This window comes from Marinicella sediminis, assembly GCF_002000055.1.
Taxonomy (GTDB): domain Bacteria; phylum Pseudomonadota; class Gammaproteobacteria; order Xanthomonadales; family Marinicellaceae; genus Marinicella; species Marinicella sediminis.
The window spans coordinates 1-19017 of record NZ_MVBD01000001.1 but is presented as its reverse complement, the minus strand read 5'-3'; the positions used below and the strand labels follow the sequence as shown (position 1 = coordinate 19017).

The following is a 19017-nucleotide window of genomic DNA, read 5'->3' as shown; positions in this document are numbered from 1 at the left end:
TACAGTATAAGTGATGCGATTATTCAAGACCTTTGATGACCTGACCGAAGCAGAGCTGGTGGCCCATCAGATGCGCGCCAAAGGGATCATGATCCACATCGCCAACCGCAACACCAGGAACCTCGGCGCCATCGGCGCCGGACCGCTGAATGTCGGTTTGTGGGTGGTTCTGGATGATCAATATGAAGATGCCCGGCTGTTGTATGAGAACCCAGAACATGTGGTGTTTGATCCGTTGACAGAAGACCAGATGCGACAGCTGACAGCACAGGCCGAAAACGCCAGGGGAATGATGATTCAACGCATTCTCAACGTCCTGATGATCACCATCACCAGCGGGTTGTTGTTATGGGTTGGGCTGACTGTATGGCAGTGATCCGGGGCTGATAAACCGTCTCACAACCAGCCGTTTTCTCTGGCCCGCCTGATCTGTTGTTGTTTTTCAAGCTGTGCAGCGTTCTCCGCCGACAATGCTTCATATTTTTCGTGCCTGGCAAAATAGGGTCCCAGATTGCCGTCTTCATGGGTGAAGGCCATGGTCCAGGCCAGATTCAATGGAAACACGTGGACATCATGGTATGCCAGGTTGTCAGGTCGCTGATCAGTCACCAGGCCCGCAGTCATCTGATCATCCATCACCACATACTTGTCTGATAATTCAGACTGATACGCATCATCTGCCGCCAAACCACTGACGGATGGAAAGCCACCATGGCTGAATACATGCCACAAATTTTGTGATAAACGCATGCCTTCTGCACGCGGCGCATATTGTTTTTTCCAACCGAGTCGGATGACCTCACACTGTTGCTTATTCAACACGTCAATCACAGCACCAGGCGTGACTTCAATAAATCCCCGGTATTTTCGCAGATCATTCATCAAGCACATCCCAGGCTCAAATCATTGCCATGAGTAAACCCCAGCACCAGAAAACCGCGAACATCAATTGCACGGTAAAAAACAGGAACCGAGCTTTGACCGCTGAGGGAGTGACTGATGTCAGATGAATCACAGACTGTCCAATCCGTGCTGCCAGAAAAATCAGCGCGGTGCCATCGGTGACCGATGACTGTCCGGTCAGGGTTGCCACCAGTAATAACCCACCAAAGATCGGCAAACCTTCCACGCAATTGGCATGGGCCCTGGCCAGCCGTTGCATGAATGTTGACAGGTTGGCGTTGTCCGGGGTGAAGTCATTGGCAGCCCGCTGACCGGTCAAAACCAGCCAGCTGCGAATCACTTCCATCAGCAGCAACAGGCACAAAGCCCAGCCAATGAAACCCAACAGGGCAATTATGGTGTTTGAATACATCACTTAATCCTCCATCTGATCAATTACATTTGTTGTCACATCAACCATGCTGACTGACCCGCCTGACTGAGGCATCGGTCCAGAAAAAATCAGTTTGGGTGAACACCAGCACGTCGGCATCATTTCTGATCATGCTGGCCGCTTCATCGGTCAAAGCATGAGCCAACACAATCACCGGATCTGCCCAATCAGGTCGCTTGCGCAGCGTTTTTTGCAACAGGGCGGAGGTCACAATCGTGTGGCTGTTGTTGGCTGACACCGGAAACACCACCAGGGTGTAAACCGGCTTGTTCAACCTGGCAAGGTTGACCAGACAATGATATTCAGCCGGTATTCGGCTGTTTAAACGTGTTACCGGTACCCTTTGAAAAATCTTCGCTTTATGGGCCATCACCAACTCCATGTTACTGTTATTGAGGGTTTTTCCAATGTGGTAAAAACTGGAAAATACCAGTTTTGTCCAGAACTGTTGTGCCCTCATGACACTTTACATCCTACCATGAATTGGCCTCATCTCGGTTGATGGGGTCTCAGTCTGCACCATCAGACTGAGTGATTGAAATCCAATCCATGAGGAAATGAGTATGAACAAATTAACCTTGCTGGCCGCTTTGACAATCAGTGGCTGTGGGCTGCTGCACACCGATTCAGTGCGGGCGGCAGAAAACCGGCAATCAGACATTGGCGGACTCGAAGTATCAGCACAACTGTTTGATGTGATCGAACAATGGCAAATGGGATATGCCACAACGGTTTCACTTGAAGACCTGCTGATGAACGAACACACCGACTTGTTTGATCAATGGCTGCTACAGGTCGAAGAGCAACTTGGCGGACGTACCATCATTCACTACTTCAAACAACAACATCCGGAGTTTTATGATTCAGCCCGCATAGACCTGTCTACCGAAGTCAATGCCAATCTGCTGATGCATTGGGCAGCGGTTTCGGCACCACAAACATTGCTTGATTGGCAACAGTCTCAGTTGGCACCCAAAGGGCTTGATTTAAGTAACTGGCTGCGGACTCATGAGCCGGCTGTATTGAATCAGTATCGACAAGCTGCAGCGCTGCCTACCAGCCACAACCGTTATGGTCAATTTGCCGACTACCTGACAGCCAGCAAGCCATCGGCTGAGTTGCGCGGCGAAGGCCAGCGCCTGCTGAACCACTATGCCAACCGCGGTGCCGGTGATCATTGTGCCTGTGATGTGGTCACCACTTTTCAGGAATCAGGGTATTCGGTGAATATCAACCCCAATGTTGAAGAACACAACTGGCTGGGCAACCTGAAACGCAAACGCTATGTCAAACAAGTGAAAAACAAAGCCGCTCACTCGGCTGATATGGTCAGGTACATTCAGCACGCCGCCAATGATGTGTCGCGGATTGACACCAGCTACCTGCGCACCCGCACCACCATCCTGTGCCTGTCTGGCAGTGGTGGGCAGTGTGAAAGTGGCAGCTGTACCGGCGAATTGGATTTGCAAGCTGAATACGGTTCCAAAGTCTGGGTGAAAACATCGGCTGCCGGTGGTCCTTTGTCAGCCTCCCGTTCACTGGCTTCAGATTCAGGCATGCTGACCTATGACCCACCGGGCCCGGTTAGCGAACAAACCCTGTTCAACAAAGGTGTGGTTCTGAGCCGGGCGCAGGACACCACGTTCAACACCGATTCCTTTGTGACTTTTCTGGAAGGTGCCCTGGGCATCGCAGCACTGATCGCCACCGATGGGGCCACGCTGGCTGACCTCGAATTTGACCTGGTGGACAAGACCGTAAAAGGCTTGCTTGGTCTGATCTCACACAACGGCAATGATGGTGAAAACCATGAAAATTTCTATGTCGATTTTGACAGCAACACCGCAGCGCCCTACCTGCTCAATTCTGAAGAAACCCACACCTTCGAACTGACCAGCAAAGGCCAGGTATACTCACGCGGCTGGGGTGGCAACAAATCCTGGAGCTGGGGACGTTACAACAGCGCTTACTGGCTGGCCGGTGCGGTGAAAAACTTTTCCTGCGATGATGGGGTGATTCCACCGGACCGGACCGGATTCTGGAGTTATGCCAGTGCCGGCGGACCACTGAGCAATGGCACCATGGTTGGTAACATCAACGCCTTCCTGGCCACCGAACTGGGCTACACCGGCACCGCTGCCAGTGGCAGCAGCACCGGTACGCTGACCATGAATGATCCCAAGTATCCAATCGCCGACTGTGACATCACCCCGAATTTCTCCCTGGGACCGGTAACATCAACCTTTGACGGCACCGACAGTTTTGACCCGGATGGCAGCATTGTCAGTTATGAATGGACCTTGAGTGGCACCCCAACGGGCAGTGGCAGCATCATCACCGAGTATTTTCCGCCGGTGACATATATGACTGGCTATCCGGTGACCCTGACCGTTACGGACAACAGTGGCCTATCGACCACCACCAGTTGTGACACGGTACGCATTTGTGCCGCCACCGGCTGTGTTGCCAGACCTTACCCACAGGCCTACAAAATCAGCCTGTAACTGAGGAGATCACCCCAACAGGAGCGGCCCTGGCCGCTCCTTTCCTGAGTGCTTATAAATGCAACATCCATTGCTCAATCTGCCTGACACTGGGCAGTTTCATCCGTTAGAATAATCGAATGAAATTGCATTACACACCCAAATCTCATTTTGCCCGCAAAAACCGGATACTGATTGATGCCCTTGGGCTGTCGGTGGAACTGGTTGATGTCGGTAACGTTGCTACACATAATCCCGATTTATTTGCCGGTAATCCTTTGATGAAAGTACCCACGTTAATCACCGATAACGGCCAGGCGATTTTTGAATCGGACCACATCGCTGATTACCTGGTCAGGCAACATGATTGCAAAGATCGTTTTCAGGTTTTGACCAACGATACTGACATGCTCAATGCCCGGGCCGTTATGAATGGCGTGATGACTGCGGAAGTGGAACTGGTGATGGCGGATCGCACCGGTATAGATGCCAACAAATACCAGCGTTACGATAAATTCAGACTCACTGTTGATCAGGGGATGCAATGGCTGGAGAATCACGCAACCCTGTTTGCTGCTGAACCCAATTACACCGGATTTCATCTGGTCAGCTTATGGGACCACCTGGTACTGTACCAGATGTTTGACCTGCCTTATCCCCACCTGCAGGCTCATGTGGAACGCCTGTCAGAAATCAAGTTTGTGAATAAAAGCGCACCATTTTAGGTTACAATCATTGCTCTTTTTTTTCGATTGAGGTGAATTATGTTGTATGTGGCCATCGTCTTGTCATTGGTGCTGTTACAGTACTCTTATTTTTCATTTGTGGTGGGTGCAGCCCGTGGCAAATACAGTGTCAGTGCACCAGCAGTCAGCGGGCACCGGTATTTTGAAAGGGCATACCGCATTCAACAAAACACCCTCGAACAACTCATCATAGTGGTTCCTTCGATGTTTTTGTTTGCCAGTTATGTACACCCCATGACCGCTGCCATACTGGGCTTGGTGTTTTTTATCAGCCGCTTTATTTATTTCACCGCTTACATGAAAGATCCCAAATCCAGAGGCATGGGCTTTGTGCTTGGTTTCCTGGCATCACACGTGATGTTACTGGGCGGCTTGGGTGGCGCTGTCTGGCGCTTGTTCTGAACTGATCGCCTGACCTGACCCGCACAGTCAAACCACTGCACAGCTTGTTGTGAAGAAAATGACGCATGTCTGAACGATCCGGATTCATGGAAAAATACGGTGCGCTGCTGGGTGTCATCACCTTGTTGATGGTGCTGCTGAGTTTTTTCACCGTGGTCAGCCGCAACCTGTTCAATGTGGTGTTCATACCGGTTCAGGAGCTGGCCGTTTATTGTCATGCCACAGCCTTGATGCTGGGCATGGTCTATGCCTGGCATCATGACAAGCATGTGCGGGTTGATGTGTTTTATCAGGGTTATACTGACACCACAAAAAACCGCGTCAATTTTTGGGGAACCATGTTACTGATGCTACCGATGATGGGCTTCATCATTTGGTCCTGCTTTGAGTACGTGATCAATGCCTGGCTGCGGCTTGAAGGCTCTGGTGAAACCGGGGGCCTGCCGCTGATGTTTTTGTTCAAATCACTGCTGGTGCTGATGCCCCTGACCCTGATCGCTTATGTGTTGACCCAATGGCTGAGATCCACTCCCAAAGCCAATCAATCGGAGGGTAAGTGATGGAAGCCTGGTGGGCTTTGCTGCTGTTCATTACCGTCACTGCTGTTCTGATGGCTGGGTTTCCAGTGGCTTTCACCCTGGGTGGTGTGTCTTTGTGGTTTGCCCTGATTGGGTTTCTCACTGGTTGGTTTGATGCTGATTTCATTGCAGCCTTGCCCAACCGCCTCAATGGTATTCTCAGCAATGCCACTCTGATGGCTGTACCCGTCTTCGTCTTCATGGGCGTGGTTCTGGAAAAAGCCAAGCTGGCCGAATCTTTACTACAAAACATGGCTGCCTTACTGGGCGGTCGCAAAGGCGGGCTGGGCTTTGCTTTACTGATCGTTGGCATGTTATTGGCGGCCAGTACCGGTATTGTTGGTGCCACAGTGGTAACCCTGGGCCTACTGGCCATGCCCGTGATGCAAAAAAATGGTTATGACCCAGCAGTTTCTGCCGGGACCATATGTGCCTCTGGCACCCTGGGACAAATCATACCGCCATCCATTGTGTTGGTCTTGCTGGGCGATGTGTTGTCCAATGCCTATCAGCAGGCACAGCTCAAGCTCAATGTGTTCAACCCCAAAACAGTTTCTGTACAAGACTTGTTCCTCGGTGCGCTGATACCTGGTCTGATGCTGGTGTTGCTGTATGCCATCTATCTGTTGTGGGTCAGGTGGCGTCGACCTGATGCCATGCCAGAGATTGAAGTCAGTGATCCACCATCATTGACCACTGTACTGGCATCCTTGCTGCCACCCCTGCTGCTCATTCTGGCGGTGCTGGGCTCCATCATCAGTGGCGTTGCCACGCCAACAGAAGCCGCATCGGTGGGGTCCATCGGAGCCCTGGTGTTGGCTGCCATTAACCGCACATTGAACCGCGAAGTACTCAATGAAGCGCTGAAAGAAACCGTCAAAGTCACCGCCATGGTGTTCATGATTCTGATAGGAGCGGCTTTGTTTTCATTGGTGTTCAAAGGTTTCAAAGGTGATGAGGCAGTGCAGCATTTCCTCACCCATCTACCCGGGGGTGAACTGACTGCCCTGTTGCTGGTGATGCTGGTGCTGTTTTTATTGGGCTTTATCCTGGACTTCATTGAAATCACTTTTGTGGTGATTCCCATCGTCGGACCCATTTTGCTGATGATGGGCTTTGATCCGGTGTGGCTGGGTATCATGATCGCCATCAACCTACAAACTTCTTTCCTCACTCCACCGTTTGGTTTTGCATTGTTTTATCTGCGAGGCGTGACCGACATTTCTACGCGTCAGTTGTATCGCGGGGTCATGCCTTTCATCGCATTGCAGGTGTTGATGCTGGTGGTGCTGTATTTGTTTCCACAACTGGTTGACTGGTTGTAACCCAAAATTCATCAGGGCATGACCGGCCTGTCACATTGGCACACTAGAATGGCGCCAATCTACATCGGTACAGCCCATGAAACCACTGGCCTCCATTCAGGCACTTGTTGTGTCGCTGATTAAACGCCTATTTCAGGCCCGCCACCATGCCGGACTGATACCCTATGCCCGGCTGATTTCTGCCACAGCAGATGGCTGGCTGTATCTGGGCACTGCTGCATTGGCTGTGTTGTGGTCTGGCCCTTTCGCACCGATGCTGCTGGGTTTGTTACTGGGCTTTGCCATTGAACGACCGGTTTACCTGCTTTTGAAGAACCTGCTGAGACGCAACCGGCCTTTCAGGGTCTTGACCATCAACCAACAGGTGGAACCAAATGACCAGTTCAGTTTTCCATCGGGCCACACCTGTGCGGCCTTTTTATATACCACCCTGGTTTGTCATTGGTTGCCGCTGTTGTGGGCGCCGATGCTGATCTGGGCTTCACTGGTGGGTTTTTCACGTGTGGTGTTGGGCGTGCACTACCCAACTGATACGCTGGTCGGGGCCATTCTGGGATTGTCCATTGGTCAGCTGACGGTGCTGCTGACCGCTCTAAACTGATGAAGATTCTATATGGTGTGCAAGGCACAGGAAATGGACACATCACCCGCGCCAGGGTCATGGCCAGGGCTCTTGAAAAAATCGATTGCCAGGTTGATTATCTGTTTTCAGGTCGGCCGGAAACTGCTTATTTTGACATGGCTGTGTTTGCCCGAAAAACCTTCCGCAGGGGGCTGACTTTTGCAATCATTGATGGCGAAATCAAATACCGTAAAACCCTTTTTAAAAATAACCTCTGGCAGTTTATGCAGGATGTCAAAAATTGCGACTTATCAGGGTATGATTGGGTCATCAGTGATTACGAACCGATCACCGCATGGGCCTGCCGAAGACAGCAGGTCCCCGTCGTTGGTATTGGCCACCAATACGTGTTTGACTATCCGGTGCCACAAAACAAAAATCACTGGCTGGCCAAAATGATCACCCGCTGGTTTGCCCCGACCACCCACAAGGTGCCGTTACACTGGCATCATTTTGACGCCCCGATCCTGCCACCCATCATAGCCATCGATGAACCTATTGGTGAAACCATCGATCATCGGGTGTTGGTCTATCTGCCTTTTGAAAACCAGCAAAAAGTGGCCTATCTGCTCAGTCAGATCCGCACTCATCAGTTCATTATTTACACCCCGGAAAGACTCAGCTCACCCTACCAACACGTGACTTTCAAGCCTTTATCCAGATGTACATTTCAAACCGACCTGCACAGCTGTGATACCGTGATTGCCAATGCAGGATTTGAGTTGAGTTCAGAAGCCCTGAGTCTTGGCAAAAAACTATTGGTTCGGCCACTGAAAGGACAAACTGAACAACAAGCCAATGCCATGGCTTTGTTACAGTTACAGTATGGTCACGTCATTCAAGACCTGAATCTCAAAGACCTGGTTCACTTTTTACACAAAAACCGCAGGGTAAAAATCACCTTTCCTGACGTGGCCGGTCACATTTGCCAATGGTTGGCCAATGGCCTGCCAGACCGCCAATCCGATTGGTATGCACACTTGTGGCAACAAGTTGAAGTGGTCCACCTGTGAACTGCTGTCATAAACAACCTCACGGCTCAGAATCTTCTGACCGATACAGAATGAATCAATTGGTGATTCTGGCTGTGGTACTGATGATGACTATTGGCGGAGCCATGTTGATCACCGAGTCAGTGAAGACCCAGCGATCAGAACAACCAATGAATCAGGCTGACTGACTGGCTGTTGCCGGTTCTGAAGGAGCCAGGTATTTACTGCGCTTGTGGGCTTTCATATGTTCCAGCTCCAGCCAGATTAATCCATCCACACAACCATTGAAATCAGGATCTACGGCAAAGTTGATAAAACCCACCCCACCTGGCTCACATAAATCGGTGTATTGTTTGAACAACACCGGTAATTTAACACCTGCTGATTTCAGTGACCTCAATAATTGCTTTATCGCCTGTTTTTGATCTGTCTTACTAATTTTTAATGGCCTGTTGTAAGGGTGATAGGGTGTCATCCGAGGCGCTGATGGCGGCTTTGGAAAGTGACTGGCATAATGACTGACCATTTGATGCAAGACTTCATCAGGATAGTCACCGGGAATAGACACGGCACCAAACAGGTATTTGATCTCCGGGTGCATCCGCAATACAGCACCGATGCCGTACCATAAATATTCCAGACCCCGCAGCCCCCAGTATTTGGGCTGCACAAAACTGCGGCCAAGCTCCAAAGTGACAGGTGCCAAGCTGGTGAATGCCTGATCAAACCGGTACAAAGTAGAACAATACAGACCGCTTGTACCCCGATCAGCAACGATGTCTCCACAAAAGCCCAGACGGTAAGCCCCCACCACCTCCAGCTCTTTGTCATTCCACAACACCAGGTGTTTGTAATACACATCATATGAATCAAGATCCACCCGCGAACCGGTCCCCTCCCTGACCATCCTGAATGACAGTTCCCGCAGTCGGCCAATTTCCTGAATCAGCAACGAATCCGGGCGATAGTCCAGCAGGTAAATGCTCATGCCGTCCTGGGTTTTACCGATCGGCATGTGTTGTTTGATTTCAGCATGTAAACGCCGGCTTTGTATCGGTTGTGCAATGGACGCAGTGGTGGTGAACCGTGATTTGTTTTTCCTGAGCCCAAAAACATGTTGTCGAAACCGTTGAGCCAAGGCTTTGCGTTTGATGCCCAGTGATTGCCAGTTGGCCGGTTCGATCAGGTCGCCAATGATCAATTCAATGGTGTTGTTTTTTTGTTTATACATCTCATGTATCAGCATCAGCGTGCTCAATGGTTTGTACACCATCGAAGCGGCATAAAACAAGACGGAATTACGCGATTCGATCAACACCGGTAAGACCGGGGTATTGGTCCGTTCAGCCATTTTAATGAAACCGGCTTTCCAGCGACCGTCTTTGATGCCTTTGGCCGTTACCCGAGACACTTCTCCTGCCGGAAAGATGATCACCGCTTGTTCTTGCTGTAAAGCATTGTGGATGTTCACCAGGTTATTTTTGTGGTGAGCGTTCTGACTGATGTTATCCACCGGCAAGAACAACTCGCGAAGGGGTTCAATGGTGCTGAGCAAAGGGGTGGCAATGATTTTTACATCAGGCCTGATCTCATAAATCATGCGCATCAGAGCCAGACCATCCAGTGAACCAATGGGGTGATTGGCCACGATCAACAAGCGCCCTTCAGCAGGAATTCGAGCCCGGTGATGATTGGCCAGTTTGTATCCAAACTCAAATTCCTTCAGGATCGCATCCAGAAACAAAAAATTGGTCAGGTGCTGATTGCTGCTGATGAATTGATTGATCTCATTGGTGTGTAGCCATTTTTCGAGCCATTGAAATAATTGAGTGTACTTGTCCAGTTTGCCAGACAAAGCCGGATAGTGGGTCTTGATACTTTTACGGATGTCCAGCATCAGCAGTTTGTTTGGTGATTAAAACGCCCATTCTAGACAGCAGGCTTCATGCCATTATGACATTTGGGTGAAGATTTGATGACAATAGATGGGATAAACCCCCAACAACCACCATATAACTGGTTATAATGTGACCCCAAAATCACTAGCGGAGATTATCATGGGATCATTCATCTCAGACATGCTGGGCCGGTCACCAGTCAACCCTTTACAAAAACACATCAAAACGGCTTATGATGCCGTGGCCTTGCTTCCGGACCTGATCAAAGCCGCCAACCTCAATGACTGGATTAAAGTCAATGAACTGGTCGAACAAATCCACCAGCTTGAAAATGAAGCTGACGAGCAAAAGAATGACATCCGTTCTAACTTGCCCAAAAGTCTGTTCATGCCAGTACCCCGGCAAGATTTGTTGGAACTGGTCCTGGTACAGGACAAAGTAGCCAACATCAGTAAATCAATTGCGTCAATGGTCAGTCTTCGCAAAATGCAAATTCCGGGTGGTTTGTCGGATGCCTTTATGGCCTTTACAGAACGCTGTGTGGACGCCACCAAGAAAGCAAAACAAAGCGTCAATGAATTGGACGAATTGTACGAAACCGGTTTTCGCGGTGCCGAAGTAAAAGTGGTTGAAAAACTGATCGCCAAGCTGGATAAAATCGAAACCGAAACCGACAACATGCAAAATGACATCCAGAAAATGTTGTTTGAAATGGAAGCTGAGTTGCCACCAGTGGAAGTGATGTTTTTATATAAACTGATCGACATGATGGGCTCTGTGGCTGACCAGGCTGAACGCATCGGTCGCCGGCTTGAACTGCTGCTTGCCAAATAAACCAGGGGGACAAAAATGGAATATGAATTAACTTATATCATTCTGGCTGCCGTGTTCGGTGGCTTCATGGCCTGGGGTATCGGCGCCAATGACGTGGCCAATGCCATGGCCACATCGGTGGGATCCAAAGCGATCACCATCAAACAAGCAATCATCATCGCTGCCATTTTCGAGTTCGCTGGTGCCGTGCTGGCCGGTGGTGAAGTGACATCCACCATCCGCAAAGGCATCATTGACTCCTCTTCGGTTGAGGGCAACCCTGAATTGCTGATATTTGGCATGCTGGCTTCATTGCTGGCCGCCGGCTGTTGGTTGCTATTGGCCTCTAAACGCGGCTGGCCGGTCTCCACTACGCACTCCATTGTCGGTGCCGTGGTCGGTTTCGCAGCCGTTGGTATTGGAACCGAAGCCATCAAATGGGGTAAAGTCGGCGACATCGTATTGAGTTGGGTCATTACCCCAATGATTGCGGGTTTCATTGCTTTCCTGATTTTTCAGACCGTACATCACCTGATCCTTAAACAAGAAGACCCGCTGGCCAAAGCCAAACGCTATGTACCGGTATACATGTTCCTGACGGCATTTGTGTTGACCCTGGTGACCATTAAAAAGGGCCTGAAACACGTGGGTCTTGATTTGTCAGATGTTCAGGCCTATTCGTATGCCGCCTTGTCCGGTGTGGTCGTGGCCCTGATCGGTGCGTTCTTCATCTCCAAAATTAAAGGCGATAAGAAGAAAGAAAAAGAATTTCACTTTTACACCGTCGAAAGGGTGTTTGCTGTGTTGATGGTGATCACTGCTTCCGGCCTGGCCTTCGCCCATGGTTCCAATGACGTGGCCAATGCCGTAGGCCCTGTAGCCGCCATTGTCTCAACGGCACACACCGGCATTGTTTCAGCAAAAGCAGGCGTCGAAGTATGGATTTTACTGTTGGGTGGCATAGGTATTGTCATTGGCCTGGCAACCTTCGGGGTGCGTGTGATCCGCACCGTTGGGCAGAAAATCACCCACCTGACACCGTCCCGTGGTTTTGCGGCAGAACTGGCTGCTTCAACCACCATTGTGGTGGCCTCAGGAACAGGCATGCCGATTTCCACCACCCAAACCCTGGTTGGGGCGGTATTGGGCGTGGGTATGGCCCGCGGCATCTCAGCCATTGATTTGAAAGTGGTACGTAATATTTTCGCTTCCTGGGTGGTGACCATCCCCGCCGGAGCCACTTTATCGATCATCTTCTTCTTTATCCTGAAAGCCATTTTTGGTGGATAAACGGCAGTCCATTCCTCTTAAGCCCGGCTTGTGTCCGGGCTTTTTTGTGGCACAATGACTGACATGAGCATTTCAACCACCGACATCACCGAACGCTATTTTGCGGCTTCCAACCGGGCAGACCTGAAAGCCGTTGAAGCCCTTTTTCAACCCAACGCGACTTACAGCTCAACACACACGGGCCTGTATTATGGCATCGCAGACATCATGGCCATGATGGAAGGTTTTTTTTCCAGCCATACATCATTACACTGGCAAGTCAGCCAATTAAGCAGACTTTCGACACACATCGTGGAGGTCAGCTTCATCTTAGAGGGCACTGATCAATCCGGTGAATCATTTGAACGATCTGGTACCGAAAGACTGGTTATAGAGGACGGCCTGATCAGGCACATCGAAATCCGATAAAAAAAGGGTGTACAAAGCGCACACCCTGGTATCAATGATTGTTTCTGCCGCTCAGCGCTTGTTGATCTTTTTACCGTTGACTTTGATGGTACCTGATCCATCATCAACCAGTTCAAAATCACCGGTAAGTTCTTTGATCACCACATCTCCGGATCCGTCGTCCAGGATAAAATCCCCGCCGATGAATTTGGCCGAGATGCTGCCAGATCCATCTTCAATTTCAACAGTACCGGCAATGTTTTTCATATCTACTGAACCCGATCCATCATCAACAACCAGGTTTCCTGAAACCCCGCTGATACTCAGTGAACCAGATCCGTCATCGATGTTCACATCGTTATTGATGTCTTTGATGACCACCGATCCTGATCCATCATCCACGGTCAGCTCACCGTCGAGGTTTTCAACGTGGATCGATCCGGAACCGTCATCAATCAGTACATCCAGTCCCCTGGGTACAGCGACTTCCAGATTGATCTGAATGTCTGGTGAGTTGTACATTGACTTCTTGGCTTTGGCCGTCACGACGGCATATTCGGTTTGTCGATCAATAGAAAACACCATCTTCTTGTCAAACGCATCGGTGAACTCAGTCATGTCATCATAATCATCTGACACCACAGTGGCATTCACCACAATGTCATTTCCGGAAGTTCCCACCACTTCCAGAGAACCAGCACCGGTGTTCAACTCTATGGCGGAAATACGGTCAGTGTTCAATGTCAGCGTGCGTTCGAATGATTGTTTTTTGTCTGCCAGAGCTGGCGTAGTGAGTGCACATATGGCACCCAGTAAGGCGATTCTTTTCATGGTTTTACTCCTCATCAGATAAGCTTGTGTGATCATAAACGATCAACTGGGAATAAAGTTACATACCCGTTGTCGATCAATGCTGTGATTGATGATTTCAACACAACAGCATGAATCAATGGTGAATCATTGATGATCCAGACTGTGAACCAGGGCCGTTGGTCAGCGATTGCTGGTCTGATCTGGCTTTTTCATCCGGCCGGCTTTTCGCAAAGCCTCTCTGAGTACATACTCTATTTGCGCATTGACACTGCGCAAATCATCAGCAGCCCATTGCTGGACTGCTGAAATGATCTCCTCATTCACCCTGAGGGGAAATGACTTCTTTTTGGCCATGATTCAATACAGACTGCCTGAATTGATCACTGGCCTGGCATTCTCCTCGCCACACAATACCACCATCAGATTACTGACCATGGCGGCTTTCCGCTCATCATCCAATTCAATGATTTGCTTACTGCTTAATTGCTCCAGGGCAATTTCAACCATACCTACGGCACCAGCCACAATCTGTGTTCGAGCCGCCACCACTGCCTGAGCCTGTTGTCTTTTCAGCATTGAGGCAGCGATTTCCTGAGCATATGCCAAGTGTGAAATCCGGGCCTCAATGACATCCACACCAGCCTTATCCAACCGGTCCTGAACTTCTTTTTGTAGCAGATTGGCAATGTCCTGCGGGTCCGATCGCAAAGTGATTTTTTCATCATTGTGTGATTCATATGGATGGGCTGATGCCAGATTTCTCAATGCAGCTTCTGTTTGGATATGGACAAATGATTCATAGTCATCCACCTCAAAAATAGCCTCTGCGGTATCGATCACTTTCCACACCACTACAGTGGCAATTTCAATTGGATTACCGGCACTGTCATTGACTTTTAACTGCCCACTTTCAAAATTTCTCACCCTGAGTGATACTGCTTTTTTGCCGTAAAAAGGGTTAGCCCATCTCAAACCAGGATCAGCAACTGTCCCGATGTATTTACCAAACAATTGCAACACTTTGGATTCATTGGGATTGACCATAAACAAACCAGCCAACATGATGATCAACACTGGAATCATGATGATCGCCACCACCAATAACCAGGTGATTTTGTTCTGGCCGGCAAAAATCAGCATAAACACATCGACAACCAATGCCGCCAGCAACAGCAACAACACCGGAATGCCACTGAGGGCTTTAATTTTCTTTTCTTTAATCATGAGGTTCTCCTGCTCTGTTAGTATCATAATGATATCATTATGTATCAATTCGATCCAGTTCAACAGTGCCTGAAGTCACTATGACATGGCGCCAGGGAACACTACCGCAGCTGTTCATAAAGCCCAATTGCTGAAAATTGTGTAGCAGTTGCCGGATCATTGTCGCCATGATTCAGGCGAAAGGTATACAATGATTCAACATCTTCAGCCAACTGCAGGAGTCACATCGTCATGTCAAACACATTCAAACTGATCTGCTTATTGTGTGTAACCATCAGCAGCAGCGCCGAAACCACCGTTCAGGATCTGCAGCAGGCCATGCAGCAAGGCACACTCAGTGCCGTCCGCCTGACCCAACAGTCACTAGATGCAATCGGCCAGATGAACCCCCGCCTGAATGCAGTGATCAGTGTGAATCCGAATGCCCTAACTGAAGCACAACAACTCGATCAGGAGCGTAAAAAGGGTCAACTGAGGGGGCCTTTGCATGGCATACCGGTGTTACTGAAGGACAACATCGAAAGCGCTGGTCAAATCCCCACCACCGCCGGTTCACTGGCACTGAAGAACAACATCACCGGACGGGATGCGACCCTGGTGAAACAGCTGCGTGACGCCGGTGCGCTCATCCTTGGAAAAACCAACCTCAGTGAATGGGCCAATTTCCGTTCCGAACGCTCGTCAAGCGGCTGGAGCAGCCTGGGTGGACAGACCAATAACCCTTACAACCTCCACCGCAACCCCTGCGGTTCCAGTGCCGGCTCAGGAGCTGCGGCTGCAGCGGGACTGGCACCACTGACTGTGGGTACTGAAACCAACGGTTCAATCGTTTGTCCAGCATCAGCCAATGGCGTAGTGGGTCTCAAGCCATCGGTGGGGCTGGTCAGCCGCACCGGAGTGGTGCCTTTGTCACACAGCCAGGACACCGCCGGACCGATGACCCGCTCGGTCAGTGATGCCGCCCTGATGCTGACCATGATGCAGGGTGGAGATGATCAGGACAAGCTGTCACTGACGGTCAGTAAATACCAACAGCGGGATTACCGTGAGTCTCTCAACAAAGCAGGGCTGCAAGGCAAACGCATTGGGGTGTTGCGCTCAACAGCCGGATTTCACAGTGAAGTAGATGCTTTGCTGGAACAAGCCATCAAAGACCTGCAAAAAGGCGGCGCCGAAGTGATTGATGAGCTCAGCTGGCAAGCACCTGACGGATTCTGGCAAGCCAGTTATGATGTGTTGCTGTATGAATTCAAACATGACCTGAATCGCTATCTGGCCAGCTTACCCAATGCGTTGAATGTGCTGACCCTTGAACAACTGATTGCCTACAATGAAGTCAACCGTGACCAGGTAATGCCGTGGTTTGATCAGGAGATTTTCAGCAAAGCCCAGGCCAAAGGGCCACTGACCGATCAAGCCTATCGGGATGCTTTGCAACTGGTACAAAAGGCCACCCGGGCTGACGGCATTGATGCCTTGCTGAAGGCTCATGAACTTGACGCATTGATTGCCCCAACCGGATCACCTGCCTGGACCACTGACCTGATCAACGGTGACCACTTCATGGGCAGTTCCTCCTCTCTGGCAGCGATTTCAGGCTACCCCAATATCACTGTGCCCATGGGCCATGTACACGGCCTGCCCGTTGGGCTATCGGTCTTTGCCGAGGCCTTTGCTGAACCCACAATCATCGAAGTGGCTTACGCATATGAACAATTGACTTTACACCGCCAAACTTTACGCTTTGATCCGCACCTCGCAGCAACTGGCTCTAAAGCACCAGCGACAGAAAAATAACAGTCAAAAAAACCGCCTCAAGAGGCGGTTTTAGCGGGTTTTCATTGCAAGCTGAACATGCTGTTACCTGTATGGTGTATAAAAAGTGATTCCATCACCAAAACTCACCCCTAAATCATGCGATATGATTCCCAGCTTTGCCTGAGAAATATATGCACTTTTGATCTGATAGGGTGATTCAAAATGAAATGTCTGGCCAAAGTCTGCAGGATTAGATATTCCATTGGCATCAGGACCTCTGTCCAGCAACACCGGCACTGGGTTACCATCTTTGCCCAGGGTGAATAACTCAGACCGCAATGACACATTGGTGATTGTTCCTGAAATGGTGTGTGGATTGGAATAAACAGAAAAATTCAAAATACCATGATCAATGTCTCCTGGCAACCAAACAAAATGACCCGGATATTGTTGAACATTTCCTGATGCATCTGGGCGGTCCAGCCACAACAAATGAACCTTCCATTTCATTCCACCCTTGGTCAAAGGCTTTTTCTTGATCCGGATTTTCAGAATCTTGAATTCAGAATCAAATGGTCTGGTACCATTGGGACCGAGATCTGCGAACAGCTCATAGAACTGGATCCTGTTGCCGGTGCCAATCTGGGACAAAACTTCAGCAAAATCGATCGAAAAATTATAAATATACCCAGCCGATGTGTCTCCCACCTCGGGCATAAAGTAAGCATAATCAGCTCGTGTTCCTTTGAACCCATCGACATACACCTGATCTTCACAAATACCCCCTTTATAATCATCAGGTAATACTGATTTGATGTTGCCCAAAAATGGCGGGTTTATCCAGGCCATATTTCCTTCAACGGTTCCTGGCAAACAAGTATCTGCTGTAGAAACTGCCGCCAGCAGCAGCATCGAAAGTGTCATTAATTTTTTCATGTACGTTCCTCTGTTAAAAATTTGTCGTGATGTGAGCAGAATCATCTTCTTTGTTCAGTTTTTTCATGTTCGATTCTGCTAACTTCAATGTTTTATGTTCTTTTGCCAGACCTTTTCTGAGGAACTCTATTGATTCATTCATCAGAATAGCGGCTTCATTGTACTTACCTTGTTCGATGTAGATGGTGGCCAAATAGGCTTTGGCAGTGGACTCGTTGATTTTGGCAATCCGCTTCTTGTCTACAAAGTATTGAACCAAAATCAACAGCATTTCCTCGGCCTTTTGTAGTTTGCCTGTTTCAATCAAAGCCAACGAATAACTCAACCGCATGATTTGATAGTTGTTTTTGTTTTGCCCACCTTCTTTCTCCAATAATTTCAAAGCTTTTTCATAATATGGCAGCCCGCTATGTACATCATCGCGATACAAATGATGCAGCGATCCCAGGTTATAAATCAGCGTTGCCAACTTCACCGAATCGTCACCAAACAGCCTGGCTTTGATGGCGATTGCATCGTTATAGTTGTCTATGGCCTGATCAAAGTTTTTCAGTTTGGTATTGATGGCACCTAGCATGAATGCAATGTTCGACATCTGAATGTGATTCTCATCAAAAACCACCCCGTATGTTGCAGCCGCCTTTTGAGCATATTCCAATGATTTCTGGTGGTTTTTTTGCACCCAATACAACCTGGATAACCTGAAATTATTGTCAGCCCTTAACAGCATTTCTTCAGCAGGCTGGATTGACAACACCTGATCGGCACTTTCCAGCAAGACAATCATGGCTTCTGCATTGCCTTTCTCTTTGTGTATTTCTGCCATATTGATCAATGCCCTGGCATAGAGCAGGTGTTCAGACCCAAACTGTTTCTTTGTCTGGTCAACGATTTCAGCACTCAATCGTTTTGCTTCACTTTCTAAATCCATGCCGTCAAGAATCTGGGTTTTCAGCATCAGATGGGCATAGTGGTCCTGATCACCAGGTTCCCCTGTTTCAAGCAATTCATTGATCAGTTCGAGCGCTTGTTGATTATGGTTCAAATTGAAATTGACTTTGCTCCTTAACAACAACAAATCAGAATACAGTTCAGTATCTGCTGAAGGTACATCAACCTGGCTCAACAATTCACCGGCTTTGGGAAGTTCCGATAAATTCAGGTACACTTCGCTCAATGTCATTTTTAATCTGTTTTTAACCACATTATTCAGGGCATTGCTGTCTATCTTCAATTCAGCATTTTTCAAAACTTCACCAGCAGTCACTTGAGTACCCAGGGTTTGGGTGGGGTCAGCTGATTTGAATGTTTCCACCAAAAAATCTGTCACCTCTTCGGCGACTTTTTTCTCAGTCAGCGCTTTGTCACGCTCGGCCATGATGGTTTGTGATTGTTGCCAAATCCACACCGATGA

21 protein-coding genes are annotated in these 19017 nt (G+C 49.1%); 12 read left to right on the top strand and 9 right to left on the bottom strand.

Annotated features, from left to right (window positions below; all coding sequences use genetic code 11):
- Positions 1 to 13 precede the first annotated feature (13 nt).
- Positions 14 to 376, top strand: coding sequence for a putative signal transducing protein (locus tag B0475_RS00105; protein WP_077409390.1), 363 nt, complete (start codon positions 14 to 16; stop codon positions 374 to 376).
- A gap of 20 nt (positions 377 to 396) precedes the next feature.
- On the opposite strand, the gene B0475_RS00100 is transcribed toward B0475_RS00105, so the two are convergent.
- Genes B0475_RS00100 through B0475_RS00090 form a run of 3 tightly spaced genes read right to left on the bottom strand, consistent with a single transcriptional unit; the run spans position 397 to position 1796 of the window.
- Positions 397 to 882, bottom strand: coding sequence for a DUF4275 family protein (locus tag B0475_RS00100; RefSeq protein WP_077409389.1), 486 nt, complete (start codon positions 880 to 882; stop codon positions 397 to 399).
- 16 nt (positions 883 to 898) lie between these two features.
- Positions 899 to 1315, bottom strand: a complete 417-nt coding sequence (locus tag B0475_RS00095) for an MAPEG family protein (RefSeq protein WP_077409388.1) — start codon at positions 1313 to 1315, stop codon at positions 899 to 901.
- Between the two features lie 40 nt (positions 1316 to 1355).
- Entirely contained in the window at positions 1356 to 1796 is a 441-nt protein-coding gene (locus B0475_RS00090) for a hypothetical protein (protein ID WP_077409387.1), read from the bottom strand.
- 103 nt (positions 1797 to 1899) lie between these two features.
- Between B0475_RS00090 and B0475_RS00085 the strand changes: the two genes are divergently transcribed.
- The 7 genes from B0475_RS00085 to B0475_RS00055 all read left to right on the top strand — a co-directional run bounded on the left by B0475_RS00085 (position 1900) and on the right by B0475_RS00055 (position 8505).
- Positions 1900 to 3840 carry a PKD domain-containing protein gene (locus B0475_RS00085; protein ID WP_077409386.1) on the top strand — a complete coding sequence of 647 codons (1941 nt, stop codon included), beginning with the start codon at positions 1900 to 1902 and terminating at the stop codon, positions 3838 to 3840.
- Between the two features lie 119 nt (positions 3841 to 3959).
- A complete protein-coding gene (locus tag B0475_RS00080; RefSeq protein WP_077409385.1) occupies positions 3960 to 4544 on the top strand; it encodes a glutathione S-transferase family protein in 585 nt (194 codons plus the stop codon).
- A 39-nt stretch (positions 4545 to 4583) separates the two neighbouring features.
- Positions 4584 to 4967, top strand: a complete 384-nt coding sequence (locus tag B0475_RS00075; RefSeq protein ID WP_077409384.1) for an MAPEG family protein — start codon at positions 4584 to 4586, stop codon at positions 4965 to 4967.
- 65 nt (positions 4968 to 5032) lie between these two features.
- Entirely contained in the window at positions 5033 to 5527 is a 495-nt protein-coding gene (locus tag B0475_RS00070; RefSeq protein ID WP_077409383.1) for a TRAP transporter small permease subunit, read from the top strand.
- Positions 5527 to 6870: a TRAP transporter large permease gene (locus B0475_RS00065; protein ID WP_077409382.1), complete on the top strand. Its 1344-nt coding sequence runs from the start codon at positions 5527 to 5529 to the stop codon at positions 6868 to 6870. The genes B0475_RS00070 and B0475_RS00065 overlap by 1 nt, the downstream gene beginning before the upstream one ends.
- Positions 6871 to 6946: 76 nt before the next feature.
- The gene (locus tag B0475_RS00060; RefSeq protein ID WP_077409381.1) at positions 6947 to 7471 is read left to right on the top strand and encodes a phosphatase PAP2 family protein; all 525 of its coding nucleotides are present in this window, start codon (positions 6947 to 6949) and stop codon (positions 7469 to 7471) included.
- Positions 7471 to 8505, top strand: coding sequence for an MJ1255/VC2487 family glycosyltransferase (locus B0475_RS00055; RefSeq protein ID WP_077409380.1), 1035 nt, complete (start codon positions 7471 to 7473; stop codon positions 8503 to 8505). Before B0475_RS00060 ends, B0475_RS00055 begins: the two co-directional genes overlap by 1 nt.
- 154 nt (positions 8506 to 8659) lie before the next feature.
- Here the strand turns inward: B0475_RS00055 and B0475_RS00050 are convergent, their stop codons facing one another.
- Complete coding sequence (locus B0475_RS00050) at positions 8660 to 10381, bottom strand: lysophospholipid acyltransferase family protein (protein WP_077409379.1); 1722 nt, start codon at positions 10379 to 10381, stop codon at positions 8660 to 8662.
- Between the two features lie 160 nt (positions 10382 to 10541).
- Between B0475_RS00050 and B0475_RS00045 the strand changes: the two genes are divergently transcribed.
- The 3 genes from B0475_RS00045 (at position 10542) to B0475_RS00035 (ending at position 12893) form a co-directional block, all read left to right on the top strand.
- Positions 10542 to 11216, top strand: a complete 675-nt coding sequence (locus B0475_RS00045) for a TIGR00153 family protein (RefSeq protein WP_077409378.1) — start codon at positions 10542 to 10544, stop codon at positions 11214 to 11216.
- A gap of 15 nt (positions 11217 to 11231) precedes the next feature.
- Positions 11232 to 12485: an inorganic phosphate transporter gene (locus tag B0475_RS00040; protein WP_077409377.1), complete on the top strand. Its 1254-nt coding sequence runs from the start codon at positions 11232 to 11234 to the stop codon at positions 12483 to 12485.
- Between the two features lie 63 nt (positions 12486 to 12548).
- Entirely contained in the window at positions 12549 to 12893 is a 345-nt protein-coding gene (locus B0475_RS00035; RefSeq protein WP_157892535.1) for a nuclear transport factor 2 family protein, read from the top strand.
- Between the two features lie 51 nt (positions 12894 to 12944).
- Here B0475_RS00035 and B0475_RS00030 read toward each other — a convergent pair whose 3' ends face one another.
- From B0475_RS00030 to B0475_RS00020, 3 genes are all read right to left on the bottom strand, one after another.
- Positions 12945 to 13703 carry a DUF4097 family beta strand repeat-containing protein gene (locus B0475_RS00030; protein ID WP_157892533.1) on the bottom strand — a complete coding sequence of 253 codons (759 nt, stop codon included), beginning with the start codon at positions 13701 to 13703 and terminating at the stop codon, positions 12945 to 12947.
- Between the two features lie 162 nt (positions 13704 to 13865).
- Positions 13866 to 14039, bottom strand: a complete 174-nt coding sequence (locus B0475_RS00025; protein WP_077409374.1) for an Arc family DNA-binding protein — start codon at positions 14037 to 14039, stop codon at positions 13866 to 13868.
- Between the two features lie 3 nt (positions 14040 to 14042).
- Positions 14043 to 14906 (bottom strand): SPFH domain-containing protein, encoded by an 864-nt coding sequence (locus B0475_RS00020; RefSeq protein ID WP_077409839.1) that lies wholly within the window; start codon positions 14904 to 14906, stop codon positions 14043 to 14045.
- Positions 14907 to 15140: 234 nt separating this feature from the next.
- Here B0475_RS00020 and B0475_RS00015 point away from each other — a divergent pair, with 234 nt between their 5' ends.
- The gene (locus tag B0475_RS00015) at positions 15141 to 16706 is read left to right on the top strand and encodes an amidase (protein ID WP_077409373.1); all 1566 of its coding nucleotides are present in this window, start codon (positions 15141 to 15143) and stop codon (positions 16704 to 16706) included.
- 63 nt (positions 16707 to 16769) lie between these two features.
- Here B0475_RS00015 and B0475_RS00010 read toward each other — a convergent pair whose 3' ends face one another.
- Together B0475_RS00010 and B0475_RS00005 are read right to left on the bottom strand one after the other, a co-directional pair.
- Positions 16770 to 17603, bottom strand: a complete 834-nt coding sequence (locus tag B0475_RS00010; protein ID WP_157892531.1) for a hypothetical protein — start codon at positions 17601 to 17603, stop codon at positions 16770 to 16772.
- Between the two features lie 13 nt (positions 17604 to 17616).
- On the bottom strand, positions 17617 to 19017 hold a 1401-nt coding region (locus B0475_RS00005), incomplete at its 5' end, for a tetratricopeptide repeat protein (protein ID WP_157892529.1).